This is a genomic window from Pseudomonas sp. St386, assembly GCF_018325865.1.
Taxonomy (GTDB): domain Bacteria; phylum Pseudomonadota; class Gammaproteobacteria; order Pseudomonadales; family Pseudomonadaceae; genus Aquipseudomonas; species Aquipseudomonas brassicacearum.
Window position 1 is genome coordinate 6,529,243 of record NZ_AP021900.1, and the last position, 22,905, is coordinate 6,552,147.

At 61.2% G+C, this 22,905-nt stretch carries 22 protein-coding genes and 1 other RNA gene; 11 read left to right on the forward strand and 12 right to left on the reverse strand.

Going from position 1 to position 22,905, the window contains the following annotated elements; all coding sequences use genetic code 11:
* Positions 1-46 precede the first annotated feature (46 nt).
* The 3 genes from ubiH to KI235_RS29060 are packed head-to-tail and all read right to left on the reverse strand — an operon-like array spanning position 47 to position 3,145.
* Entirely contained in the window at positions 47-1,234 is a 1,188-nt protein-coding gene (ubiH, locus tag KI235_RS29050; RefSeq protein ID WP_003206682.1) for a 2-octaprenyl-6-methoxyphenyl hydroxylase, read from the reverse strand.
* On the reverse strand, positions 1,231-2,565 hold the full coding sequence (pepP, locus tag KI235_RS29055; protein ID WP_013694516.1) for a Xaa-Pro aminopeptidase: 1,335 nt from the start codon (positions 2,563-2,565) through the stop codon (positions 1,231-1,233). Before pepP ends, ubiH begins: the two co-directional genes overlap by 4 nt.
* A gap of 25 nt (positions 2,566-2,590) precedes the next feature.
* On the reverse strand, positions 2,591-3,145 hold the full coding sequence (locus KI235_RS29060) for a YecA family protein (protein ID WP_003206685.1): 555 nt from the start codon (positions 3,143-3,145) through the stop codon (positions 2,591-2,593).
* A gap of 129 nt (positions 3,146-3,274) precedes the next feature.
* Between KI235_RS29060 and KI235_RS29065 the strand changes: the two genes are divergently transcribed.
* The 4 genes from KI235_RS29065 to KI235_RS29080 all read left to right on the forward strand — a co-directional run bounded on the left by KI235_RS29065 (position 3,275) and on the right by KI235_RS29080 (position 4,728).
* Positions 3,275-3,484 (forward strand): TIGR02449 family protein, encoded by a 210-nt coding sequence (locus KI235_RS29065; RefSeq protein ID WP_003177365.1) that lies wholly within the window; start codon positions 3,275-3,277, stop codon positions 3,482-3,484.
* The gene (locus KI235_RS29070) at positions 3,481-3,798 is read left to right on the forward strand and encodes a cell division protein ZapA (protein WP_003177364.1); all 318 of its coding nucleotides are present in this window, start codon (positions 3,481-3,483) and stop codon (positions 3,796-3,798) included. The genes KI235_RS29065 and KI235_RS29070 overlap by 4 nt, the downstream gene beginning before the upstream one ends.
* A gap of 30 nt (positions 3,799-3,828) precedes the next feature.
* A non-coding RNA gene (gene ssrS, locus KI235_RS29075) (6S RNA) lies at positions 3,829-4,008 on the forward strand.
* A 114-nt stretch (positions 4,009-4,122) separates the two neighbouring features.
* A complete protein-coding gene (locus tag KI235_RS29080) occupies positions 4,123-4,728 on the forward strand; it encodes a 5-formyltetrahydrofolate cyclo-ligase (RefSeq protein ID WP_013694517.1) in 606 nt (201 codons plus the stop codon).
* 35 nt (positions 4,729-4,763) lie between these two features.
* On the opposite strand, the gene KI235_RS29085 is transcribed toward KI235_RS29080, so the two are convergent.
* Positions 4,764-4,910: a hypothetical protein gene (locus KI235_RS29085; protein ID WP_003206689.1), complete on the reverse strand. Its 147-nt coding sequence runs from the start codon at positions 4,908-4,910 to the stop codon at positions 4,764-4,766.
* Between the two features lie 195 nt (positions 4,911-5,105).
* Here KI235_RS29085 and KI235_RS29090 point away from each other — a divergent pair, with 195 nt between their 5' ends.
* The 4 genes from KI235_RS29090 to KI235_RS29105 all read left to right on the forward strand — a co-directional run bounded on the left by KI235_RS29090 (position 5,106) and on the right by KI235_RS29105 (position 10,440).
* A complete protein-coding gene (locus KI235_RS29090; protein ID WP_003206690.1) occupies positions 5,106-5,555 on the forward strand; it encodes an EVE domain-containing protein in 450 nt (149 codons plus the stop codon).
* An 81-nt stretch (positions 5,556-5,636) separates the two neighbouring features.
* On the forward strand, positions 5,637-6,602 hold the full coding sequence (locus KI235_RS29095) for an efflux RND transporter periplasmic adaptor subunit (protein ID WP_003206693.1): 966 nt from the start codon (positions 5,637-5,639) through the stop codon (positions 6,600-6,602).
* On the forward strand, positions 6,599-9,322 hold the full coding sequence (gene rbbA, locus KI235_RS29100) for a ribosome-associated ATPase/putative transporter RbbA (protein WP_003206695.1): 2,724 nt from the start codon (positions 6,599-6,601) through the stop codon (positions 9,320-9,322). The genes KI235_RS29095 and rbbA overlap by 4 nt, the downstream gene beginning before the upstream one ends.
* Positions 9,322-10,440: an ABC transporter permease gene (locus KI235_RS29105; protein WP_013694520.1), complete on the forward strand. Its 1,119-nt coding sequence runs from the start codon at positions 9,322-9,324 to the stop codon at positions 10,438-10,440. Before rbbA ends, KI235_RS29105 begins: the two co-directional genes overlap by 1 nt.
* A gap of 67 nt (positions 10,441-10,507) precedes the next feature.
* Here the strand turns inward: KI235_RS29105 and KI235_RS29110 are convergent, their stop codons facing one another.
* The gene (locus tag KI235_RS29110) at positions 10,508-10,924 is read right to left on the reverse strand and encodes a flagellar basal body-associated protein FliL (RefSeq protein ID WP_003206698.1); all 417 of its coding nucleotides are present in this window, start codon (positions 10,922-10,924) and stop codon (positions 10,508-10,510) included.
* A 150-nt stretch (positions 10,925-11,074) separates the two neighbouring features.
* Between KI235_RS29110 and KI235_RS29115 the strand changes: the two genes are divergently transcribed.
* Both KI235_RS29115 and glpT read left to right on the forward strand, forming a co-directional pair.
* A complete protein-coding gene (locus KI235_RS29115) occupies positions 11,075-12,052 on the forward strand; it encodes an NADPH:quinone oxidoreductase family protein (RefSeq protein ID WP_013694521.1) in 978 nt (325 codons plus the stop codon).
* A gap of 216 nt (positions 12,053-12,268) precedes the next feature.
* Positions 12,269-13,618, forward strand: coding sequence for a glycerol-3-phosphate transporter (glpT, locus tag KI235_RS29120; RefSeq protein ID WP_003206703.1), 1,350 nt, complete (start codon positions 12,269-12,271; stop codon positions 13,616-13,618).
* On the opposite strand, the gene KI235_RS29125 is transcribed toward glpT, so the two are convergent.
* From KI235_RS29125 to KI235_RS29155, 7 genes are all read right to left on the reverse strand, one after another.
* Entirely contained in the window at positions 13,594-14,262 is a 669-nt protein-coding gene (locus KI235_RS29125) for a gamma-glutamylcyclotransferase (protein WP_003206704.1), read from the reverse strand. The two genes, glpT and KI235_RS29125, sit on opposite strands and share 25 nt — an antisense overlap.
* A gap of 322 nt (positions 14,263-14,584) precedes the next feature.
* Positions 14,585-15,553, reverse strand: coding sequence for a CDP-6-deoxy-delta-3,4-glucoseen reductase (locus KI235_RS29130; RefSeq protein WP_003206708.1), 969 nt, complete (start codon positions 15,551-15,553; stop codon positions 14,585-14,587).
* The gene (ubiD, locus tag KI235_RS29135; RefSeq protein WP_028237440.1) at positions 15,553-17,019 is read right to left on the reverse strand and encodes a 4-hydroxy-3-polyprenylbenzoate decarboxylase; all 1,467 of its coding nucleotides are present in this window, start codon (positions 17,017-17,019) and stop codon (positions 15,553-15,555) included. The genes KI235_RS29130 and ubiD overlap by 1 nt, the downstream gene beginning before the upstream one ends.
* A gap of 79 nt (positions 17,020-17,098) precedes the next feature.
* The gene (locus KI235_RS29140; protein ID WP_212795399.1) at positions 17,099-19,054 is read right to left on the reverse strand and encodes an acyltransferase family protein; all 1,956 of its coding nucleotides are present in this window, start codon (positions 19,052-19,054) and stop codon (positions 17,099-17,101) included.
* Between the two features lie 139 nt (positions 19,055-19,193).
* Positions 19,194-20,453: a transcription termination factor Rho gene (rho, locus tag KI235_RS29145; RefSeq protein ID WP_003206716.1), complete on the reverse strand. Its 1,260-nt coding sequence runs from the start codon at positions 20,451-20,453 to the stop codon at positions 19,194-19,196.
* A gap of 241 nt (positions 20,454-20,694) precedes the next feature.
* Positions 20,695-21,024 (reverse strand): thioredoxin TrxA, encoded by a 330-nt coding sequence (gene trxA, locus KI235_RS29150; RefSeq protein ID WP_003206727.1) that lies wholly within the window; start codon positions 21,022-21,024, stop codon positions 20,695-20,697.
* Between the two features lie 121 nt (positions 21,025-21,145).
* The gene (locus KI235_RS29155; protein WP_003206729.1) at positions 21,146-21,853 is read right to left on the reverse strand and encodes a FadR/GntR family transcriptional regulator; all 708 of its coding nucleotides are present in this window, start codon (positions 21,851-21,853) and stop codon (positions 21,146-21,148) included.
* A 254-nt stretch (positions 21,854-22,107) separates the two neighbouring features.
* Here KI235_RS29155 and KI235_RS29160 point away from each other — a divergent pair, with 254 nt between their 5' ends.
* Positions 22,108-22,893 (forward strand): transporter substrate-binding domain-containing protein, encoded by a 786-nt coding sequence (locus KI235_RS29160; protein WP_014340791.1) that lies wholly within the window; start codon positions 22,108-22,110, stop codon positions 22,891-22,893.
* Positions 22,894-22,905 lie beyond the last annotated feature (12 nt).

Here is a 22,905-nt window from a genome sequence, read left to right on the forward strand (position 1 = left end):
TGCTGGCGACATCGGTCGCCCATGAAAAGAAATGACAGCCCCGGCCTCAAGCATCGGGACGCGTCCCCAGCCCCATGGCCTGACGGGCGAACCAGCGCTTGGCCGGCGGCAGCAAGTCGAGGCCCAACAGGCCGAGGTTACGGCCCAGGGACACCAATGGCAGGTTGCTGGCGAACAGGCGCGTGACCTGGTCGGAGAAGCCCACGGTCAGGACCTGATCCATTCGCTGGCGCTCGCGATAGGCTTGCAACACGGCAAAATCCCCAGGCTCGCTTTCGCTGTCGAGCAGGGCATCGGCCAGGGCCTGGGCGTCGCGCAGGGACAGATTGAACCCCTGCCCGGCAATCGGGTGCAGGCTGTGGGCGGCGTTGCCCAGGATCGCCAGGTGCGGACGGACCTGTTCTTCGGCCTCCACCAGCGCCAGCGGGTACAGATGTCGTACGCCCACCTGTTTCAGGGTGCCCAGGCGATAGCCGAACACGCCCTGCAATTCACTTAGAAAACTGCGCTCGTCGAGGGCCGCCAGCCGTTGTGCGTCCATGCCCTGACGGGTCCAGACCAGCGCGCAACGATTCTCCGGCAGTGGCAACAAGGCCATCGGGCCGTCATCGGTGAAACGTTCGAAGGCCATGCCGTTGTGGGCTTCGCTGGGGGTGATGTTGGCGATCAAGGCGCTCTGGTCGTAGGGTCGACTGCGCACGCCGATACCCAACTGCTCGCGCAGGCTGGAGCGGCCGCCATCAGCCAGTACGGCAAGGTCGCATTCCAGGGTGGTTTCGTCGTCCAGGGTCAAGCGATAACCGCCGACCAGCGGCTCCATGCGGGTGACCTGCGCCGGGCAGCGCCAACTCACCACCTCCGGGTCCAGGCCTTGCCACAGGCACTGGCCGAGCCAGGCGTTTTCCACCACGTAGCCCAGCGCCGGCACGCCCTCTTCCATGGCCGACAACCGCGCCGTGGAAAACCGCCCGCGGTCGGACACATGGATCTGTTTGATCGGTTCGGCGCGGCGGGAAATCTCCTGCCAGACACCCAGGCGTTGATAAATCTGCCGGGCACCGTAGGACAATGCCGAGGACCGGGCGTCGTAGCTTGGCTGCCAGGCATCGCCGGGGGCAAAGGGCTCGATCAGCATGATCTTCCAGCCCCGGGCCTTGGCACCGGCCTGCAGGGCCAGCGCCAGGCTCGCGCCGACCAGGCCGCCGCCGACGATCGCCAGATTGACCCGGCTCATGCCACTTGCGTCCGGGCAGCGGCCATCAGGGCCTCGATGTCGGCGACCGTCTTCGGTACGCCGTGGCTCAGGATTTCACAACCGGTTTTGGTCACTACCACGTCATCCTCGATGCGCACGCCAATGCCGCGCCATTTTTTCGCTACGCTGCGGTTGTTCGGGCCGATGTAGATGCCCGGCTCCACCGTCAGCGTCATGCCGACCTCAAGTACCCGCCACTCGCCGCCGACCCGATATTCGCCCACGTCATGCACGTCCATGCCCAGCCAGTGGCCAGCGCGGTGCATGTAGAACGCCCGGTAGGCCTCGCTGGCGATCAACGCGTCCACCTCACCCTCCAGCAGGCCAAGGCGCACCAATCCTTCGGTAATCACCCGCACCGTCGCTTCGTGAGCCTGGTTCCAGTGTTTGTCCGGCGCAATCTGGGCGAACGCGGCTTCCTGGGCAGCCAGCACCACTTCGTAGATCGCCTTCTGCTCGGGTGAGAACTTGCCACTGACCGGCCAGGTACGGGTGATATCGCTGGCGTAGCAGTCGATTTCACAGCCTGCGTCGATCAGTACCAGGTCGCCGTCCTTGAGCAGCGCGTCATTCTGCTGGTAGTGCAGGATGCAGCTATTGCGCCCCGCCGCGACGATCGAACCATAGGCCGGCATCTTCGCCCCGCCCTTGCGGAACTCATAGTCCAGCTCGGCTTCCAGGCTGAACTCATGCAGCCCCGGACGCGCCGCCTGCATCGCCCGAATGTGCGCCTGGGCGGAAATCCGCGCCGCTTCGCGCATCACTTTCACTTCTGCCGCCGATTTATACAGGCGCATGTCATGCAGCAGATGATCCAGGGCAACGAATTCGTTCGGCGGCTGGGCGCCGAGGTGGGCCTTGGAGCGAATCACGTTGATCCACTCCATCAGGTGCCGGTCGAATTCCGGGTTGCTGCCCATGGCCGAATACACCCGGTCGCGGCCTTCGATCAGGCCCGGCAGGATGTCGTCGATGTCGGTGATGGGAAACGCGTCGTCGGCGGCGTAGTCACGGATCGCCCCTTCCTGGCCGGCGCGCAGGCCATCCCACAACTCACGTTCGGCGTTGCGTTCGCGGCAAAAGAGGATGTATTCGCCATGGGCGCGGCCCGGCATCAGCACCAGCACCGCCTGCGGCTCGGGAAAGCCGCTGAGGTACTGGAAGTCGCTGTCCTGGCGGTAGACGTGCTCGACGTCGCGGTTGCGGATCGCAACGGCGGCGGCGGGCAGGATTGCGATGCTGTTGGGTTCCATCTGCGCCATCAGGGCCTTGCGGCGACGGCTGTATTCCGATTTCGGGATATGAATCATGGGCAGACGGTGTTCCCTCTAAAAATTAATGCAAGGACGGCTTGGGGGCCGCTGCATCGGTTTTCTTGGTCTCGGTGAACAGCAGCAATGGCGCGACCCGCAGGTACTCCATCACTTCCATGTAGTCGCTTTCGCCGTCATCGGACTCTTCCAGGGCATCCTGGACCTGGGAGATCGCGGCCAAGTCCTGCAACACTTCCTTGGCCTCTTCGCTCAAGGCGTATTCGCGACGGGTCAGGCCGAAGCCGGCGAGGAAGCCCTGGCACCATTGGCCCAGCGCAGCGGCGCGGTCGGCCAAGGGGGCGTCGTCAGTGGGCAGCAGCAGGACGACGGTCATGTCGTCGCTGGTCAGCTCACCCTTGACCATTTCCTGCAGGCCGATGAGCGCGTTGCGGACGTTGTCCGCCGGCTCGCCTTCCAGCAGTTCGGCGGCGTCGGCCAACCAGCCGTCGGCATCGAAGCCGGCACCGGCGCAGCTGCGACCGAGCAGCAGGCCATGCAGTTCAGCAGGCGAGACAGGATGACCGCTGGTGCTCAGCAGGGTGGCGAATGCTTGATACGGGGAATTCTGAATGGGCATGGGCAGCTAGGCGCCAGACGGCGCTATGTCTAGAATGGAGGCCTTGTATCCTACATCGACAGACTCGCCAAGACTATCAGAGGCTGTGCGACCCATACCCTCCATCAGACACAATCTTCAGTGGACACAATGGAAGACACCGACCTGCAAGCGCTGATGGCCAGACTCGAACTGCTAATTGACCGGGTCGAGCAACTTAAGAGCCAAAACGGACTCCTATTAGCTCAGGAAAAAACCTGGCGCGAGGAACGCGCGCACCTCATTGAAAAAAACGAAATCGCCCGGCGTAAGGTCGAATCGATGATTTCGCGCCTCAAGGCCCTGGAGCAAGACTCATGAGTTCAAGCAATAGCGTTACCGTGCAGATCCTCGACAAAGAATATTCGATCATCTGCCCCCAGGAAGAGCGTAGCAACCTGGTGAGCGCCGCCCGTTACCTGGATGGCAAGATGCGCGAGATCCGCAGCAGCGGCAAAGTCATCGGTGCCGACCGCATCGCCGTGATGGCCGCCTTGAACATCACCCACGACCTGCTGCATCGCCAGGATACACCGGACCTGCAGGTCAGCGGCTCGACCCGTGAACAGGTGCGCGACCTGCTCGATCGGGTGGATCTGGTGCTCGCCACCGATCCAGACGTCAGCAAGGGCTGATTCGCGAGGCTGCCTGGGGTATACTCGCATCACTCCCTGGGGTGCTTGCCAGTTGGTGATGTCCCTGAGCCGATACGCACAACCACGGGGGTTGCACGTTGGGGCCGGTGTGCATGTCCGCTTGACGGAAAGCCTTAACGCCCCCTGCAACTTCCACCTTGAACTTTCGGGTTCAAGGGCTAAGCCGACAGCGGTTCATCCGGGGAGCCTGACTCCAGACAATGCCAGTCCATGCGGACTGGCATTGTCGTTTCTGGCGCCGGCATTTCTGGGCAGCCTGTTTTGCGGTTACGCTGTGACATCGCCACTGCGTGAAGCACTGATATGACCGAACCTGCGCTGCTGCCCCGCCCGCAACTTCGACGCCTGCTGCGCCAGGCCCGTCGCGCCCTGACGCCCGCCCAGCAACGGCAAGCCGCCCGCGGGCTGTACAAGCAACTGGCCCAGCATCCGCTGTTTCGCCGTGCGCGGCACATCGCCCTGTACCTGCCCAACGACGGCGAGATCGATCCGCGCCTGCTGCTGCGCGCAGCCCAACGCCGGGGCAAGGCTACTTACCTGCCGGTGCTCAGCCCGTGGCCGCAGACCAAGATGGTGTTCCAGCGCATCCACCCCGGCGAAAAAATGCAGCCCAACCGGTTTCGTATTCCTGAACCGCGCAAGAACCTCGCCCGGCAACGCAAGGTCTGGACGCTGGACCTGGTGCTGTTGCCACTGGTGGGGTTTGACGATGCGGGAGGTCGATTGGGCATGGGCGGCGGCTTTTATGACCGCAGCCTGGCGTATCTGGCGCGACGCAAGCAGTGGCGCAAGCCGACGCTATTGGGGCTGGCCCATGAATGCCAGAAAGTCGAACGATTGGCGCAGGCAAGCTGGGACGTGCCGCTGCAGGGAACGGTCAGCGACAGGCAATGGTATATCGCGGGGTAGACGCCGCGGTCATCAGCGGCGCCAGGAAAGCGGGTTCAGCGTTTGAACGATGACGCGGGTTGGGTGATTTCCACCGGCGCGTCGGTCTTGTTGGCCCACAGGCTTTGAGCGTAACCCGTGGTCACGACACCTAGACCGAACAGAATGACCAAGATCCACAACAAATCCGGTTTGCGTTTCATCGATTGCCCCCCTCAAGGCATATCACACACGATGACAGCAGCGGTTTTCTTATTGGCCGTGCAGCAGCGTCAAGCTTGGAAGGCCGGCATTTTGCGGCAACCGGCCCCGACACGCAAACTCTGGCGTCAACCGACTGTCGGTTTGTCATAAAATCGCTGAACTATTTTTTTCAACACCGCCAAGGAGTAGCAATCATGGCCTATTGGCTGATGAAGTCCGAGCCCGACGAATTATCCATCCAAGGCTTGGAAAAGCTCGGCCAGGCACGCTGGGACGGGGTTCGCAACTACCAGGCGCGTAATTTCCTGCGGACCATGGCGGTGGGCGACGCGTTCTTTTTCTACCACTCCAGTTGCCCCGAGCCAGGCATTGCCGGGATCGGCCGGATCGTCCGCGCGGCCTACCCCGATCCGACAGCGCTGGAACCCGATAGCCATTACTTCGACCCCAAGGCCGGCCCGGACAAAAACCCCTGGACCGCGATCGACGTAGCCCACGTCGAAACGTTTCCCCACGTGCTGAAGCTCGACTACCTCAAGCAACAGACCGCGCTGGCTGAAATGCCACTGGTGCAGAAAGGCTCGCGACTGTCGGTGATGCCTGTCACGGCCGAACAGTGGGCAGCAGTGATTGCCCTGCGCTGATCGCCGATGAGTTGATGGATATCAAGCTGGATCGGTCATTGATCCCGCAGACTTCGATGCTATAGCCGCAGGATGCCGGACATGTCGACGAACCATCGTACCTCGCGTTTTTTTGCCTTTGCCTTGATGACCGTGTTGCTGGCCGCCGGCGGTTTCGGCTACTGGAAGTCACGCCACGATCGCCTGCCGGAAGGCTTGAGCATGGGCAACGGCCGCCTGGAGGCCACCGAGGTCCAGATCGCCAGCAAGACGCCCGGACGCCTGGCCGAAGTTCATGTCGACGAAGGCGACAACGTCATCAAGGGCCAAGTGCTGGCGCGCATGGACACCCGCACCCTGGAGGCCCAGCGCAATCAGGCCGAGGCCGAAGTCGTGCGTGCCCGACAGAACCTTGCCGCCACCGAAGCCAACGTACAGTTGCGCCAGAGCGAACAATTGCTCGCTCACCAGGAACTCAAGCGGACCCAGGAACTGTTCAAGCGCGGTTACGCCAGCGGCCAGGTCATCGACCAGCAACAAGCCCGCGTCGACACCGCCAACGCTGCGGTCAACGCCGCTCGGGCCCAGGTATCGGCGGCGAATGCGGCCATCGGCGCGACCCTGGCCCAAGTGGCGCAGCTCACCAGTGAAATAGATGACAGTACGTTGCGGGCGCCACTCGACGGCGTGATCCAGTTGCGCCTGGCCGAGCCGGGTGAAGTGCTGGGCGCCGGCGGCCGGGTGTTGCTGATGATCGATCCGAATGACCAATACATGAACCTCTACCTGCCGGCCTCGGTGGCCGGAAAACTGGCAGTGGGCAATGAAGCGCGCCTGCTGCTCGACGCCCTGCCCGAGCGACCGCTGCCGGCCAAGGTCAGCTTCGTCGCGGCCAAATCCCAGTTCACCCCGAAAGAAGTCGAGACCCGTGATGAACGCCAGAAACTGGTGTTCCGCGTCAAAGTACGCCTGACCCAACCCGGCGAAGTGCCCCAGGCCAAACCCGGCATGCCCGGTGCCGGCTATGTACGCACCGCCCCCATCGACTGGCCGGCCAACCTGCAATGAGCACCGCCCTCGACGAGGCATTGCACGCCTCGGGCATCGAGCATCGCTACGGCCAGCAGGTGGCGTTGAGCGATATCGCCTTCAGCCTGCCCGTCGGCACTCGCTGCGGCCTGATCGGCCCGGACGGCGCCGGCAAGTCGAGCCTGCTGGGGCTGATTGCCGGAGTGAAGAAACTCCAGCACGGCCAACTGGACGTGCTCGGCGCCTCGATCGACGACCGACGCCATCGCAACACCCTCTACCGACGCATTGCCTTCATGCCCCAAGGGCTTGGGGGCAACCTTTACCCGGACCTGTCGATACGCGAGAACATTCGCTTCTTCGGCACGCTGTTCGGGTTATCGCGGGCAGACTGCGAACAACGCATGGGCACTTTGCTGCTGGCCACCGATCTGCAGCGTTTTGCCGATCGTCCGGCGGGCAAGCTGTCCGGCGGCATGAAGCAGAAGCTCGGCCTGTGTTGCGCGCTGATCCATGAACCGGACCTGCTGATTCTCGACGAACCCACCACCGGCGTGGACCCGCTGTCCCGGCGGCGCTTCTGGGAACTGATAGAAGACGTGCGCCGACAACGCCCGCAACTGACCCTGCTGGTCGCCACCGCGTACATGGAAGAGGCCGAACAATTCGAGCATTGCCTGATGCTCGACAACGGTCGCTTGATCGCCAAGGGCCTGAGTGCGGAGCTGGCCAAGGTCACCCCGGACGGCAAGCTCGATTCGGCCTTCACCCATTTTCAGGGCGACAGCGGCCGCGATGCCGAGCCGCTGGTGATCCCCCCCAGGAGCGCCAACACCACCGACATTGCCATCGAAGCCCACGACCTCACTTTGCGCTTCGGTGATTTCACCGCCGTCGACAACGTCAGCTTCGCGATTGGTCGCGGCGAGATCTTTGGGTTCCTGGGTTCCAACGGTTGCGGCAAGACCACCACCATGAAGGTGCTGACCGGGCTGATCCCTGCCAGCGAAGGCAGTGCCCGGCTGCTGGGCAACCCGGTCAACGCCAAGGACCTCGCCACCCGCAAGCGGGTGGGTTTCATGTCCCAGAGTTTTTCGCTGTACGGCGAACTGAGCGTGCGCCAAAACCTGGAGCTGCACGCCAAGCTCTTCGACCTGCCCACGACGGACAGTCGCCAGCGCATCGACGAACTGATCCAGCGCTTCAATCTCCAGGCGCTGGCGGACCAGCCTTCCGGCTCGCTGCCACTGGGCCTGCGCCAACGTTTGTCCCTGGCGGTGGCAGTGTTGCATCGCCCGGAAGTGCTGATCCTCGATGAGCCGACCTCGGGTGTCGATCCGGCTGCGCGGGATGATTTCTGGCGGCTGTTGATCGAGTTGTCTCGCGAACAGGGCGTGACAATTTTCCTTTCCACCCATTTCATGAACGAGGCCCAGCGCTGCGATCGCATTTCGCTGATGCACGCCGGCAAGGTCCTGGCTTGTGACACGCCGGCGGCCTTGCAGGCGCAGTTCAACGGCCAGACGCTGGAAGCCGCGTTCGTCACCTGCCTGGAGAAAGCCCAGGGCGAGACGCAACAAGACGCCGCTCCCGTGACCCTCGACAGTGCCGACGCCCCCCGGGACCGGCGCGGCCTGAGCCTCGGTCGCCTGTGGGCCGTTGCCAGCCGGGAGGGCAAGGAGCTGCTGCGCGACAAGGTGCGGATGGCATTCGCCTTGCTGGGCGCCTTGTTCATGATGGTGGTCTTCGGCTTCGGTATTTCCCTCGATGTGGAGAAACTGGCCTTCGCCGTGTATGACCAGGATCAGAGCCCGCAAAGCCGTGCCTACCTGGAAGCGTTCCGCAGCTCGCGCTACTTCGAGGAGCAGCCGATCATCCGCGACGCGAAGGAGCTGCATCGACGTTTGCAGCGCTCGGAGATCAAGCTGGCCCTGGAAATCCCCCCTGGGTTTGGACGTGACCTTTACGCTGGCCGCCAGCCGACAGTGGGCGCCTGGCTGGACGGCGGCATACCGTTTCGGGCCGAGACCAGTCGCAACTACGTCCAGGCCGTGCACCAGGCCAACCTTGAGCAACTGGCCGAACTCAGCAGCCGCGCACCGAACCGGCAACCCGGCGCGACGCTGGAGACGCGCTTTCGCTACAACCAGGACGTGGTCAGCGTCAACGCCATCGGCCCTGGGGTCATGGCGCTGATCCTGGCGTTCATTCCGGCCATGTTGACGGCGCTGGGCATCGTGCGGGAGAAGGAGCTGGGTTCGATCACCAATTTCTACGCCACGCCGCTGACCCGCCTGGAGTTCCTGCTGGGCAAACAAGTGCCCTACCTGGCGGTCAGCCTGATCAACCTGGCCCTGCTGACAGCGATGAACCGCTGGCTGTTCGGTGTGCCGTTCAAGGGCAGCGGCCTGACGCTGGCGGTGGGCGGCCTCCTCTATGTACTGGCGACCACCAGCATGGGGCTGCTGATCTCGGCGTTCACCCGCACCCAGATCGCGGCGATCCTCGGCACCATGATCATCACCAGCCTGCCGACCATCCAGTTCTCGGGGCTGATCGTGCCGCGTTCGTCCCTGGACGGCGCGGCCTCGGTGATGGGCCAGTTGTTTCCCGCCGGTTATTTCCTCGATATCGCCGTCGGCACCTTCACCAAGGCCCTGGATCTGCGCCAGCTATGGCCGCAATGCCTGGCGCTGGGCGGGTTTTTCCTGGGTTTCACCGGGCTCAGCCTGATCATGCTGAAAAAGCAGGAGGCCTGATGCACACGCTTTCACATATCTGGCGTCTGGGGCTCAAGGAACTGACCAGCCTGCGGTACGACTCCGTTCTGCTGCTGTTTTTGGGCTACGCCTTCACGGTGGCGATCTACATGCCGGCCGCCGGTTCGGTAATCGGCGTCCACAACGCCAGTGTCGCAATAGTGGACGAAGACCAGAGCCATCTCTCGCGCCAATTGGCCCAGGTCCTGCAACCGCCGGAGTTCCAGAACCCGGTGGCCCTGCCCTATGCCGAACTGGACAAGGTCATGGACAGTGGCCGCTACACCTTTGTCATTAATGTGCCCGCCAACTTCCAGGCCGACCTGCTCGCAGGACGCGAACCGACGCTGCAACTCAACGTCGACGCCACGGCCATGAGCCAGGCGTTCATGGGCGCCGGCTATATAGGACGGATTTTCCAACAGGAACTGACGACCTACGCCGGCCAGGCACAAACGAGCGAAGCAACACCCGTGAGGCTGACCACGCGTTCGCTGTTCAATACCAACCTGGAAGGTGGCTGGTTCCTGGCAGTGATCCAGATCGTCAACAACATCACGATCCTGGCCATCATCCTGACGGGGACCGCGCTGCTGCGCGAGCGCGAGCACGGTACCCTCGACCACTTGCTGGTGCTGCCGCTGACGGCATTGGAAATCATGCTGGCGAAAATCTGGAGCAACCTGCTGGTAGTGGTGCTGTGCACCTGGGCGTCGCTGGAAATCATCGTCAAGTTTGCCCTGGGCGTACCTCTCGCCGGCTCCATGGTGCTCTTCCTGCTGGTGACCGCACTCTACCTGTTCGCCAGCACCTCACTGGGCATCTTCCTCGCCACCCTCGCTCGTTCGACGCCGCAGTTCGGTTTGCTGGCGATCCCGGTCATCATCCCGATGCTGCTGTTGTCGGGCGGCAGCACACCGCTGGACAGCATGCCGCAATGGTTGCAATGGGTGATGCAAGGCTCGCCCTCGACGCATTTCGTCAGCCTCAGCGCGGCGATCCTGTTCCGTGATGCCGGCCCTGGCGTGATCTGGCCGGACCTGCTGGCGCTGGCGGCCATAGGGCTTTTGTTCTTTGCAATCGCCCTGGCCCGGTTTCGGAAAAGCCTGGCGTCTTGACGAAAAAAAGCAGCCTTGGGCAGCGCCAGGAGATCCGGGCACTGCCAAAGGCTGCGATCGAGCCGGTTTACTGAATGATCAGGTTGTTGAACAACAGGTCATCGACCATCGGCTTGCCGGTTTCGTCGTTCATCACCTGCTGGGTCTGCTTCAACGCTTCCTGGCGCAGCTTTTCCTTGGCTTCCAGGTTATTCATGGCCTCGGTGGTCTGCTGGGCGAACAGCGCCACCAACTGGTTGCGAATCAACGGCTCATTGGCCTTGACCGCCGCCGCAGCAGCATCTCCCGTCACACGCAGGGCCACATCGGCCTTGTAGACCCTCAGCTTCGCCGAACCGTCGAGCCCATAGTTGCCAACAAAGGGTGGGCTGAGGGTGATGTAGCTGACCTTCGGCGCCTCACCTTCCTTCGCTTCCTTGCCCTCTTCGGCCATCGCTGCCACAGGCAGCGACAGGGCCAGCATCAACATGATCCACGCTTTCACAATTGATTCCTCATCCGGTTTGCGGCCCAGCATACCGCCCCGCCGTTCAAGCACAAGCTTATAGCCGGCTATCAGGGCAGGGCATGCTCGTTGACCCGTTGTCTCTCACACCTACACTTATCGGCCATCACTCCCAAAGGAATAGCCCTGATGAAAGCCGTGCTGTGCAAAGAATTCGGCCCCGCCGATTCGCTGGTGCTGGAAGACGTCGCCAGCCCCGTCGCCAAGAAGAACGAAGTGCTGCTGGAGGTGCATGCCGCCGGGGTGAACTTCCCTGACACGCTGATCATCGAGGGCAAATACCAATTCAAGCCACCCTTCCCGTTTTCCCCAGGTGGCGAAGCCGCCGGCGTGGTCAGCGAAGTGGGAGAGAAAGTCAGCCACTTGAAGGTTGGCGACCGGGTGATGGCGCTGACCGGCTGGGGCAGCTTTGCCGAACAGGTGGCGGTACCTGGCTACAACGTGTTGCCGATTCCTGCGTCCATGGATTTCAACACCGCCGCCGCCTTCAGCATGACGTACGGCACCTCGATGCACGCCCTCAAGCAACGGGCCAACCTGCAACCCGGCGAAACCCTGCTGGTGCTCGGCGCATCCGGTGGTGTCGGCCTGGCGGCGGTGGAGATCGGCAAAGCCATGGGCGCCCGGGTGATCGCTGCCGCCAGCAGCGCAGAGAAACTCGCCGTGGCGAAGGCTGCTGGCGCCGACGAATTGATCAACTACAACGAAACCAGCCTGAAGGATGAAATCAAGCGTCTCACCGACGGCCAGGGTGCCGATGTGATCTACGATCCGGTGGGTGGCGACCTGTTCGACCAGGCCATCCGCGCCATCGCCTGGAACGGCCGGTTGCTGGTGGTCGGCTTCGCCAGCGGACGCATCCCCGAACTGCCGGTGAACCTGGCCCTGCTCAAGGGCGCCGCCGTGGTGGGTGTGTTCTGGGGCTCCTTCGCCCAGCGCCAGCCTCAGGACAACGCCGCCAACTTCCAGCAATTGTTCGGCTGGTTTGCCGAGGGCAAGCTCAAGCCGCTGGTGTCGCAGGTGTACCCGCTGAGCAATGCGGCACAAGCCATCAATGATCTTGGCCAACGCAAGGCGGTCGGAAAAGTGGTGATTCAGGTTCGCTGATTGCTTACCTGAATTGTTTTATACCGGGCCGTAACCCTACGACCCGGTTTCGCCATTCCCACACCGCCCTTCAGTTATACCTGAGCGACATGTTCATAAAAGAACACAACATCTCCAACATTCCTGCTTTTTTGTTGATGCGAACCGATGCTATTTTCGGTAACGAAACTGTAACATTCGCATCCGCAGTCAAAACAAGAAATTTGGAGCTCTTGAATGTTTGCTTTCTTTCGCCCTGCCGCACATCAGGCTCCATTGCCTGAAGAAAAAATAGACAGCACCTATCGACGCCTTCGCTGGCAGATTTTCGCCGGGATTTTCATTGGGTATGCGGGTTACTACCTGCTACGCAAGAACTTCACCCTGGCATTTCCGGATCTGATCGCCCAAGGCTATACAAAAGGCCAACTGGGGGTGGCGATGTCGGCGATCGCGATCGCCTACGGCCTTTCCAAGTTTTTGATGGGCATCGTGTCCGACCGCTCCAACCCTCGTTACTTCCTGCCCTTTGGCCTGATCGTGTCCGCCGGCGTCATGTTCGTTTTCGGTTTCGCACCGTGGGCAACCTCCAGCGTGACCATGATGTTCATCCTGTTGTTCATCAACGGTTGGGCCCAAGGCATGGGTTGGCCACCTAGCGGGCGCACCATGGTCCACTGGTGGTCGCAGAAAGAACGCGGCGGTGTGGTTTCGGTATGGAACACCGCCCACAACGTCGGCGGCGGCCTGATCGGTCCACTGGCGATACTTGGCATGGGCTGGTTCAACGACTGGCACAGCAAGTTCTACGTACCGGCAGCGGTGGCGCTGCTGGTCGCTGTATTTGCCTTCATTGTCATGCGCGACACGCCGCAATCGACGGGCTTGCCACCCATCGAGAAGTACAAGAACGATTACCCGGAAGGCTACGATGCCAGCCACGAAGAAGAGTTCAGCGCCAAGGACATCTTCGTCAAATACGTGCTGCGCAACAAAATGCTCTGGTTCATCGCGCTGGCCAACGTCTTCGTCTACTTGTTGCGCTACGGCATCCTGGATTGGGCGCCGACCTACCTTAAAGAGGTCAAGCACTTCAACTTCGACAAGACGTCCTGGGCTTACTTCCTGTACGAGTGGGCCGGCATTCCCGGCACGCTGCTGTGCGGGTGGATGTCGGACAAGATCTTCCGGGGCAACCGTGGCCTGACGGGCATGGTGTTCATGGCATTGGTGACCGTTGCGACGATCGTTTACTGGCTGAATCCGCCGGGCAACCCGATGGTCGACATGATCTCGCTGTTCGCGATCGGCTTTCTGATCTACGGTCCGGTCATGCTTGTAGGCCTGCAGGCGCTGGAGCTGGTGCCCAAGAAAGCGGCGGGCACGGCTGCCGGCTTTACCGGTCTGTTTGGTTATCTCGGTGGTTCGGTCGCGGCCAGTGCCATGATGGGCTACACGGTGGACTATTTCGGCTGGGATGGCGGTTTCATCCTACTGGTTGTCGCCTGCCTGCTGGCGATGGCCTTCCTCGCGCCAACCCTGTGGCACAAGCAGATCGCCAGTCAGAGCCGCGAAGCGGTCGCCTGATCCAGCGCTGATTTGCAGCGCTTGAGCCGCGCCTCCAGATTCCGGTCTGGCATGGCGTGGCTGCGCAGGGCGTGGATGGTCTGCTCGACATAATCGCGAGTGGTGCCGTAACGCCCACAGGCGCTTTCAAATACCTGGCTCAGCACATGGTCCGGCAGGTTGCCGGCATAGCTGGGCAGGTGTCGCTCCAGCACGAACCCCAAGGCTTGCACCCGGCTGCCATCCTCGAGACGGCAACTGAGCCAGTGCGGGCGATAGGACGGGACCGGCATCTCGCGTTGCCACAAGGCAAACAGCGAGTCCTCGAGATTCTCCTCCGGCAATCGGTAGGCGAAACCGCTGCACGAGCCGCCGCGATCCAGCCCGAACACCAGCCCCGGCAACTCCGGTGTACCGCGATGCTCGTGGGACCACAGGTACAAACCGCGATGATAACCATGGACCCGGCCGCGCATCCGCTCCACCGCCGTGCATTCGGGCCGCCAGATCAATGAACCGTATGCGAACAGCCAGACCGGACCGCCCTGGTGGAGGCTCATGGTCAATTGCATCGAGGCGAGCAGTTGCTCACGGGTCAATTGCGGCCCCAGCTCGAGTCGTGGCGGGTACAAGGCACAGCTAATGGCGGATTCGATAGCGGTCATGGCCGGTAGCGTTTGGCTCCTCGCGGGTCAAAGAGTTCGGTCGCGCGCCGTCATGATGCTGGCGCACATAGAGATCAAGGCAAGTTGGATGCCACTCCTGCCTATGATGTTGGCATATACCTTAACGACATCTAGTGCGCACGCTAAATATCGAATAGATATATCGTCAGGCCTATAACCCTGTGGGATCAAGGCTTGCCCGCGATGAGAGCGATGCGGTCTTTCAGAGACCAAGTTGCCTGTTTCGCGGGCAAGCCTTGCTCCCGCAAAGCGGAAATTCCCTCGCCACAAAAGCAGACCTCAGGCAAATTTCAAGAGTGGCTCAAGCCCGCGGCGCATACGCAAACACGTCGGCGCGCATTTGATGGGCGTCCATGCCGGCTTCCACCAGCGCATCGAGCGTGGCGTAGATCATGGCCGGCGAGCCGCTGGCGTAGACGTGCACGCCGGAAAGATCGCTGATGTCCTCGCACACGGCTTCGTGGAGCATGCCGCAGCGCCCTTCCCAGCCGCACAAGTCGCTGACGACTTTATGCAGGAACAGGTTCGGCAGTTTTTTCCATTCGTCCCAATGCTCGATTTCATAGAAATCTTCCGGCCGCCGCACACCCCAATACAGATGCACCGGGTGCTTGAAACCCGCTGCCCGGCAATGCTCGATCAGGCTGTGCATCTGCGCCATGCCGGTTCCGGCGGCGATCAACACCAACGGTCCGTCCGGCAGTTCGGACAAATGCGTGTCGCCAAAAGGCATCTCGATACGCACGCTGGGGTTGCGTCGCAGTTGCTCCAGCAGGGCTTGTGCACTGCTTTCGCGCACCAATACGTGTAATTGCAGCTCGCGCCCCGAATGTGGTGCCGAGGCCAGGGAGAAGGCCGATTTTTCGCCGTTTTCCCGTTCGATCATCAGGTACTGCCCGGCGTGATAGCGCGGCGGCTTGCCGGCCGGCGCACGCAGGTGCACGCGCCAGACATCGCCCCCCACGTCGGCGCACTCGACCACCTGGCACGCCAGGTTGCGTACCGGTAGCTCACCCGGCGACAGCACGCCATCCCACAACACCACGCAGTCCTCCAGCGGCTCGGCGATGCACGTGAAGATCTCACCATGATCGCGCACCTCGCCCGCCTGCTCCACGCGGCCTTCCACCAACAACGCGCCACAGACATGGCAGTTGCCGTTACGGCAGCTTTGCGGGCATTCATAGCCCAGGCGCCGCGCGCCATCGAGAATCCGCTCGGCGGGCCGGATCTCCAGCACCGCCCCGGAAGGCTGCAAGGTTACACGCATCAATCTATTCCTAACTGATTCCAGATGGCATCGATCCGTTGGGTAACGGCCTCATCCTTGACGATAACCCGGCCCCACTCACGGGTGGTTTCACCGGGCCATTTATGCGTGGCATCGAGCCCCATCTTCGACCCCAGGCCGGACACCGGCGAGGCGAAGTCGAGGTAGTCGATCGGCGTATTCTCGATCATCACCGTGTCGCGCTTGGGGTCCATGCGCGTGGTGATGGCCCAGATCACGTCGTTCCAGTCCCGTGCGTTGATATCGTCGTCGGTGACGATAACGAACTTGGTGTACATGAACTGTCGCAAAAACGACCAGACACCGAGCATCACCCGCTTGGCATGCCCCGGATACGACTTCTTCATGGTCACCACGGCCATGCGATACGAACAGCCTTCCGGCGGCAAATAGAAATCGGTGATTTCCGGAAACTGCTTCTGCAGGATCGGCACGAACACTTCGTTCAACGCCACCCCCAGAATAGCCGGCTCATCGGGCGGACGACCGGTGTAGGTGCTGTGGTAAATCGGCTTGATCCGATGGGTGATGCGCTCGACGGTGAACACCGGGAAGCTGTCAACTTCGTTGTAGTAACCGGTGTGGTCGCCGTACGGACCTTCATCAGCCATTTCACCAGGATGGATCACCCCTTCGAGGATGATCTCGGCGGTGGCCGGCACTTGCAGGTCGTTGCCGCGGCATTTCACCAGCTCGGTGCGGTTGCCTCGCAACAGGCCGGCGAACGCATATTCGGAGAGGCTGTCGGGCACCGGCGTGACGGCGCCGAGGATAGTCGCCGGGTCCGCGCCCAGGGCCACCGACACCGGGAATGGCTGGCCGGGGTGTTTTTCACACCACTCACGGTAGTCCAGCGCACCGCCCCGATGGCTCAGCCAGCGCATGATGACCTTGTTGCGGCCAATCACCTGCTGACGATAGATGCCCAGGTTCTGGCGATCCTTGTTCGGGCCTTTGGTAACGGTCAGGCCCCAGGTGATCAGCGGCCCCACGTCGCCCGGCCAGCAGGTCTGCACCGGGAGCATGGCCAGGTCGACATCGTCGCCCTCGATCACCACTTCCTGGCAAACCGCGTCCTTGACGACTTTCGGCGCCATGGAAATGATCTTGCGGAAAATCGGCAGTTTGGACCAAGCGTCCTTCAGGCCTTTGGGCGGCTCGGGCTCCTTGAGGAACGCCAGTAGCTTGCCGATTTCGCGCAGTTCGCTGACGGCTTCGGCGCCCATGCCCATGGCCACGCGCTCCGGCGTGCCGAACAGGTTGCCCAAGACCGGAATGTCGTAGCCCGTCGGGTTTTCGAACAACAGCGCCGGGCCTTTGGCCCGAAGCGTGCGGTCGCAGACTTCCGTCATCTCCAGCACTGGAGAGATCGGAACCTGGATGCGTTTCAACTCGCCGCGCTGCTCAAGCTGCTGCACGAAATCCCGAAGATCCTTGAATTTCATTGAGATGCCACCCCGAAAATAGGCGTACATCCTACCTGCTCTAACGTCCAAACAGCAGCCCGAGCATGCATGGCCGCGATCAATTGTCAGTCGTACCCAGCAGCATTGGGGTAAACAATGGACTCAGCCGGGCGCTGCCAAGGTCAGATAGATGATCCTCGTCCCTGTACTGAGAATAGCCGTTGACCTCTATGCTGCAGATTTGACCCGAACACATCAGCGGGGTCGGGTCGATGACATGCACACCCGGATCGGCAGCGCTCATCGAATCGAACAAGGCACTTAGAAACCCCTGGCGTGCCAAGTGTTCCTGGAGTGGACGCCCCAACCCCTCGGCTGAACGCCCGACACGGGCCAGGCTGGTCAATCGACTGATAGCCCCCTTGCGCTGCAACGGGACTTCCTTGAACAACCACACTTGCACGCCCGCCTCCCTCAACATTGCCACCCGTGCCTTGAGCGCCGTAGCCATACGCGCCTCGGCCTCGACCCTGTTGTCACGAGGGTTGAGCAACACCTTCTTGTCGCCATCCTCGCGACCGTAGACGTAAAGACTCCAATTGGAAGCCAGCACCACATCCTTGATCTGCAGGCGGCGAACCTGCTCCATGGTGTTTTCGTTAAAATCCCTGCAACGCTGACGCAGATCGTCGCTCAGGATCGGCGGGCAGGCGCTCATGCTGTAGAGCCATACCGGGCGCCCCTCACGTGTGGCGTTATCTTCAATCGCCGGCAATAACGCCGCGGCATGGCTGTCACCCCAGAACAGTTGAGTCGCCGGGGTTTCTTTGTTCCCGCCAATCAGGCACGCCTTGTCCAGACTCTTGTCCGAGGTCACCAGCATGCATTCCATCTGCCCGGCCTTCCAATCCAGCGCCTGCGCATATTCCAGCGCCTTGCCGGTAAGGCGTTGTGGAAAGCCATCCGCCGAACGCACCACCGAGCCTGTCACCGCCAGGGCAACCATCGCCAGCAAGCCTCCTACCAACACAGGTTTGCGTCCGGGCAGCAAGCGTTTCTCACGAAACGGAAGTTCGACGAAGCGCCAGCTCAGCCAGGCAAGACTCAACGCCAGCAGCATCCAGCCCAGCGCCTCCAGATGCTCGATACCGTCGATGGAAACAGCATTGGCATAGACATAGACCGGCCAATGCCACAGGTAAAGGGAATAGGAAATCAAACCAATCCAGACGAGCACCCTGGCACCGAGCAGTTGAGCGACCCAGGTCGAACCCTGCGCCCCGGACCAGATCAGCGCGGTGGCGCCGAGAACAGGCAGTAGAACGGCCCAACCCGGGAACGTCGTGGTCCTGTCAAAGGTGAAAACAGCCAGCAGCACCGCCGCCAACCCGGCCACACCCGCCAACTGATAGAGCCACGGCCTCACAGCGTGTCTGGAGGTGGGCAATACCGCGAGCATCGCACCGCACAACAGCTCCCAGGCACGTGTCGGCAACGAGAAAAAAGTGACGTCAGGCTTGCGGTCGATGTAAGCGATGTTCAGCCCGAAGGAAATCAGCAAGACCGTAAACAGCATCCAGCGCCAATGACGGACATGACGCATCAACACCACCATCAGCAACGGAAAGAAAATGTAGTACTGCTCCTCGACAGCCAATGACCAGGTATGAAGCAGTGGCTTCAGGTCAGATGCCGGCTCGAAGTAGCCGTCTTCACGCATGAACAAGATGTTTGAAATGAACAGCGACTGATAACGAACCGTCCGGCCAAGTTCCGAAAAGTCCTTTGCCGTCAGCAGCGCCCAGCCCAATGCCAAGGTTACCAACAGCACCAGGCTCAAAGCCGGAAGGATACGTCGCGCACGTCGGGCCCAGAAATCGACGAAGCTGAAACGCTGCGCACTGATTTCACGGAACAGGATGCTGGTTATCAGGAACCCGGAAATGACAAAGAAGATATCGACGCCGACAAAGCCGCCGCTGAACGTGCTGAAGCCGAAATGAAACAACACCACCGGGATAACAGCCAAGGCCCTCAAGCCGTCGATATCACGGCGATTGCCAAACGTGTGCATAACGCTCCTTGCCTTGAAATATACAATGCCAACAGCAAGGACACTGCCGGCCTTTAAAAGTGTCGATTTTGATACAAACTTCAGCAAAAAAAAGAGCGCCCCTATTCAGGGCGCTCTTTTTTTGAAGCGTTGCTTCGTGTTACTTGCGTTTCATCGACAGGAAGAACTCGTCGTTGGTCTTGGTCGTCTTCAGCTTGTCGACCAGGAACTCGATGGCGGCGACTTCATCCATCGGATGCAGCAGCTTGCGCAGGATCCACATGCGCTGCAACTCGTCGTCGGCGGTCAGCAACTCTTCGCGGCGTGTGCCGGAACGGTTGATGTTGATGGCCGGGAATACACGCTTCTCGGCAATACGGCGATCCAGAGGCAGCTCCATGTTGCCGGTGCCCTTGAATTCCTCGTAGATCACTTCGTCCATCTTCGAACCGGTTTCAACCAGCGCGGTGGCGATGATGGTCAGCGAACCGCCTTCCTCGATGTTCCGCGCGGCGCCGAAGAAACGCTTCGGTTTTTCCAGCGCGTGGGCATCGACACCACCGGTCAGCACCTTGCCGGAGCTCGGGATCACGGTGTTGTAGGCACGGGCCAGACGGGTGATGGAGTCCAGCAGGATCACCACGTCCTTCTTGTGCTCGACCAGGCGCTTGGCCTTCTCAATCACCATTTCGGCAACCTGCACGTGGCGGGTCGGCGGCTCGTCGAACGTCGAGGCGACCACTTCGCCGCGCACGGTGCGCTGCATCTCGGTCACTTCTTCCGGACGTTCGTCGATCAGCAGCACGATCAGGTGAACTTCAGGGTTGTTACGGGCGATGTTGGCCGCGATGTTCTGCAGCATGATCGTCTTGCCCGCTTTCGGCGGCGCCACGATCAGGCCACGCTGACCTTTGCCGATGGGTGCGCACAGGTCGATGACACGACCGGTGAGGTCTTCGGTGGAACCGTTGCCGGCTTCCATCTTCATGCGCACGGTCGGAAACAGCGGGGTCAGGTTCTCGAAGAGAATCTTGTTTTTCGCGTTTTCCGGACGGTCGAAGTTGATCGTGTCGACCTTGAGCAGGGCGAAGTAACGCTCGCCTTCCTTCGGAGGGCGGATCTTGCCAACGATGGTGTCACCGGTGCGCAAGTTGAAGCGACGGATCTGGCTCGGCGAGACGTAGATATCGTCTGGGCCGGCGAGATAGGAAGCGTCTGCGGAGCGAAGGAAGCCGAAGCCGTCCTGGAGAATCTCCAGCACGCCATCACCGGAGATTTCCTCGCCGCTTTTCGCGTGCTTCTTGAGCAGGGAGAAAATCACGTCCTGCTTGCGCGAACGGGCCATATTTTCTATGCCCATCTGTTCGGCCAATTCGAGCAGTTCGGTAATCGGCTTTTGCTTGAGTTCAGTCAGATTCATATAGGAATGACGTAATCATTTATGGAGGGGGGAAATTAAGCTTTTGGCTTAATGAGGCCGCGCCGCGGAGAAGGCGACAGGATCGCGTACTTATTCGAAAGGAGAGCGTCGGCGACGGCTTGCAGGGGGCAATGGAGAAACCAGTGCGGGGCCGAATGTACCACCTGGGTTTGCAAGCGTCTAGCCCCGAATAACGAAAAAGCCCCGCGATTTGCGGGGCTTTTCCAGTGGCATTCGGCGCTTAGATGTTGGCGTCGAGGAAAGCAGCCAGTTGCGACTTCGACAGCGCACCCACTTTGGTGGCTTCGACGTTGCCGTTCTTGAACAGCATCAGGGTCGGGATACCACGTACGCCGTGCTTGGCCGGAGTCTCCTGGTTTTCGTCGATGTTCAGCTTGGCAACGGTCAGCTTGCCTTTGTAGGTCTCGGCAATCTCGTCCAGGACCGGGGCAATCATTTTGCAGGGACCGCACCACTCAGCCCAATAGTCGACCAGTACCGCGCCTTCGGCCTTGAGTACGTCAGCCTCGAAGCTAGCGTCGCTAACGTGTTTGATCAGATCGCTGCTCATGGAAATCTCCGGGGTTGTCAGCAAAAAAACGTGGCCCATCATAGCGGCCCTTCCCGGGTTCAGGAAGCCGCAGTTGATTGAGTCTCGCTATGGCGGTCGATGGCTTTGGGTATGGCCGAGGTCACGAAGCCGCGGGGGCGACGAAGGAAATCCCGGTACGCAGTGCAGCGTTACGTACATGTTCCTGCATGGCTTTTTGCGCAGCGCCTGAAGCCCGACGAGCCAGGGCGCGAAGGATCTTGCGATGCTCCTGCCAGGTTTCCATCGCACGCTCCGCCCTGATGAACGGTAGTTTCTGGCTTTCCAGGAAGATGTCGGCGCTGGCAGTAAGGATGCTCAGCATCGCCTGATTGCCGCTGGCCAACAGGATTCGCCGATGAAATTCGAAATCCAGCCGCGCGGCGGCGTCGAAATCGCCGATCTTCAGTTCACGGCGCATGGCTTCGACATTGTCTTGCAGCGTGTCCAGCTCATCGGCGCTGAGGGTCACCGCCGCCAACCCCGCCGCGAAACCCTCCAGGGCGTAGCGCAACTGGAAGATATCCACTGGCGAGGCCTGGGCCGCGAACGGCCAGCCCGGCGCCGATTCGCTGCGCGGGGCCTCTACCGGGGCCTGCACGAACACCCCCTTGCCCGGCTGCACGCTGATCATGCCCAGGGCACTGAGGGATGACAGCGCTTCGCGCAACGATGCCCGACTCACCCCCAATTGCAGCGCCAGGTCCCGTTGCGACGGCAACGCATCGCCCGGGCCGAAGCCTTCATCGACAATCAGTTTGCGGATGGCTTGCAGGGCCACTTCAGGAACGGCGCGAGCGATGGAATTCATGATTTTTAAGACGAACCGGGCCAGTGAGCGGCTAGTTGTAAAGCTATTCGCCGCGCCCGGCAAGTCGTGCCCCAGCAGGGTTCGGCGACAAATACCGACGCTCGATAACGGTGCGAAAAATGCCACGACTGTTCAGACCAGTAAGACCGCTCCCCACCAGCAAAACCGTGGCTTGGCCCGCTGAAAAGTCGCCTTGGCATGGCCTGTGCTCTGTCCGAACGCAGAAATCACATCACCGATTGCGGAGATTCGCCATGATTCAGCGTTGCAGCGCCCTGCTCACAGCCCTGTTTGCCAGCCTGATGCTCTGTCAGCTACCCGCCCACGCCGATGGCCTGGAAGACGTGGTCAAGCGTGGCACCCTCAAGGTTGCCGTGCCCCAGGACTTCCCTCCATTCGGTTCGGTAGGCCCGGACATGAAACCCCGCGGCCTGGACATCGACACTGCAAAACTGCTGGCCGACCAGCTCAAGGTCAAGCTTGAACTGACGCCGGTCAACAGCACCAACCGCATCCCCTTCCTGACCACCGGCAAGGTCGACCTGGTGATTTCCAGCCTGGGCAAGAACCCGGAGCGGGAAAAGGTCATCGACTTCTCCAGTGCCTACGCGCCGTTCTACCTGGCCGTGTTCGGTCCGCCTGACGCCGCCATCAACAACCTGGACGACCTCAAGGGCAAGACCATCAGCGTCACCCGTGGCGCCATCGAAGACATCGAGCTGACCAAGGTCGCCCCCGAAGGCACCACCATCAAGCGCTTCGAAGACAACAACTCGACCATCGCCGCCTACCTGGCCGGTCAAGTGGACTTGATCGCCAGCGGCAACGTGGTGATGGTCGCCATCAGCGAACGCAACCCCAAGCGTGTTCCAGCGCTGAAGGTAAAACTCAAAGACTCGCCGGTGTACGTAGGCGTGAACAAGAACGAGCCGGCGCTATTGGACAAGGTCAACCAGATCCTCGCCACCGCCAAGACCGATGGCAGCCTGGAGAAAAACTCCCAGACCTGGCTCAAGCAGCCGCTGCCGGCCGATCTCTGATCGTCGCTTGAG

Excerpts from the sequence above, each read along its gene's own strand:
- KI235_RS29080 (WP_013694517.1), top strand. The coding sequence starts at position 4,123 with ATGACCGAACCTGCGCTGCTGCCCCGCCCGCAACTTCGACGCCTGCTG.
- glpT (WP_003206703.1), top strand. The coding sequence starts at position 12,269 with ATGTTTGCTTTCTTTCGCCCTGCCGCACATCAGGCTCCATTGCCTGAA.
- KI235_RS29090 (WP_003206690.1), top strand. The coding sequence starts at position 5,106 with ATGGCCTATTGGCTGATGAAGTCCGAGCCCGACGAATTATCCATCCAA.
- ubiH (WP_003206682.1), bottom strand. The coding sequence starts at position 1,234 with ATGAGCCGGGTCAATCTGGCGATCGTCGGCGGCGGCCTGGTCGGCGCG.
- KI235_RS29105 (WP_013694520.1), top strand. The coding sequence starts at position 9,322 with ATGCACACGCTTTCACATATCTGGCGTCTGGGGCTCAAGGAACTGACC.
- KI235_RS29085 (WP_003206689.1), bottom strand. The coding sequence starts at position 4,910 with ATGAAACGCAAACCGGATTTGTTGTGGATCTTGGTCATTCTGTTCGGT.
- KI235_RS29160 (WP_014340791.1), top strand. The coding sequence starts at position 22,108 with ATGATTCAGCGTTGCAGCGCCCTGCTCACAGCCCTGTTTGCCAGCCTG.
- ubiD (WP_028237440.1), bottom strand. The coding sequence starts at position 17,019 with ATGAAATTCAAGGATCTTCGGGATTTCGTGCAGCAGCTTGAGCAGCGC.
- KI235_RS29065 (WP_003177365.1), top strand. The coding sequence starts at position 3,275 with ATGGAAGACACCGACCTGCAAGCGCTGATGGCCAGACTCGAACTGCTA.
- KI235_RS29095 (WP_003206693.1), top strand. The coding sequence starts at position 5,637 with ATGTCGACGAACCATCGTACCTCGCGTTTTTTTGCCTTTGCCTTGATG.
- KI235_RS29125 (WP_003206704.1), bottom strand. The coding sequence starts at position 14,262 with ATGACCGCTATCGAATCCGCCATTAGCTGTGCCTTGTACCCGCCACGA.
- pepP (WP_013694516.1), bottom strand. The coding sequence starts at position 2,565 with ATGATTCATATCCCGAAATCGGAATACAGCCGTCGCCGCAAGGCCCTG.
- KI235_RS29060 (WP_003206685.1), bottom strand. The coding sequence starts at position 3,145 with ATGCCCATTCAGAATTCCCCGTATCAAGCATTCGCCACCCTGCTGAGC.
- rbbA (WP_003206695.1), top strand. The coding sequence starts at position 6,599 with ATGAGCACCGCCCTCGACGAGGCATTGCACGCCTCGGGCATCGAGCAT.
- KI235_RS29115 (WP_013694521.1), top strand. The coding sequence starts at position 11,075 with ATGAAAGCCGTGCTGTGCAAAGAATTCGGCCCCGCCGATTCGCTGGTG.
- KI235_RS29155 (WP_003206729.1), bottom strand. The coding sequence starts at position 21,853 with ATGAATTCCATCGCTCGCGCCGTTCCTGAAGTGGCCCTGCAAGCCATC.
- KI235_RS29140 (WP_212795399.1), bottom strand. The coding sequence starts at position 19,054 with ATGCACACGTTTGGCAATCGCCGTGATATCGACGGCTTGAGGGCCTTG.
- KI235_RS29130 (WP_003206708.1), bottom strand. The coding sequence starts at position 15,553 with ATGCGTGTAACCTTGCAGCCTTCCGGGGCGGTGCTGGAGATCCGGCCC.
- rho (WP_003206716.1), bottom strand. The coding sequence starts at position 20,453 with ATGAATCTGACTGAACTCAAGCAAAAGCCGATTACCGAACTGCTCGAA.
- KI235_RS29070 (WP_003177364.1), top strand. The coding sequence starts at position 3,481 with ATGAGTTCAAGCAATAGCGTTACCGTGCAGATCCTCGACAAAGAATAT.
- trxA (WP_003206727.1), bottom strand. The coding sequence starts at position 21,024 with ATGAGCAGCGATCTGATCAAACACGTTAGCGACGCTAGCTTCGAGGCT.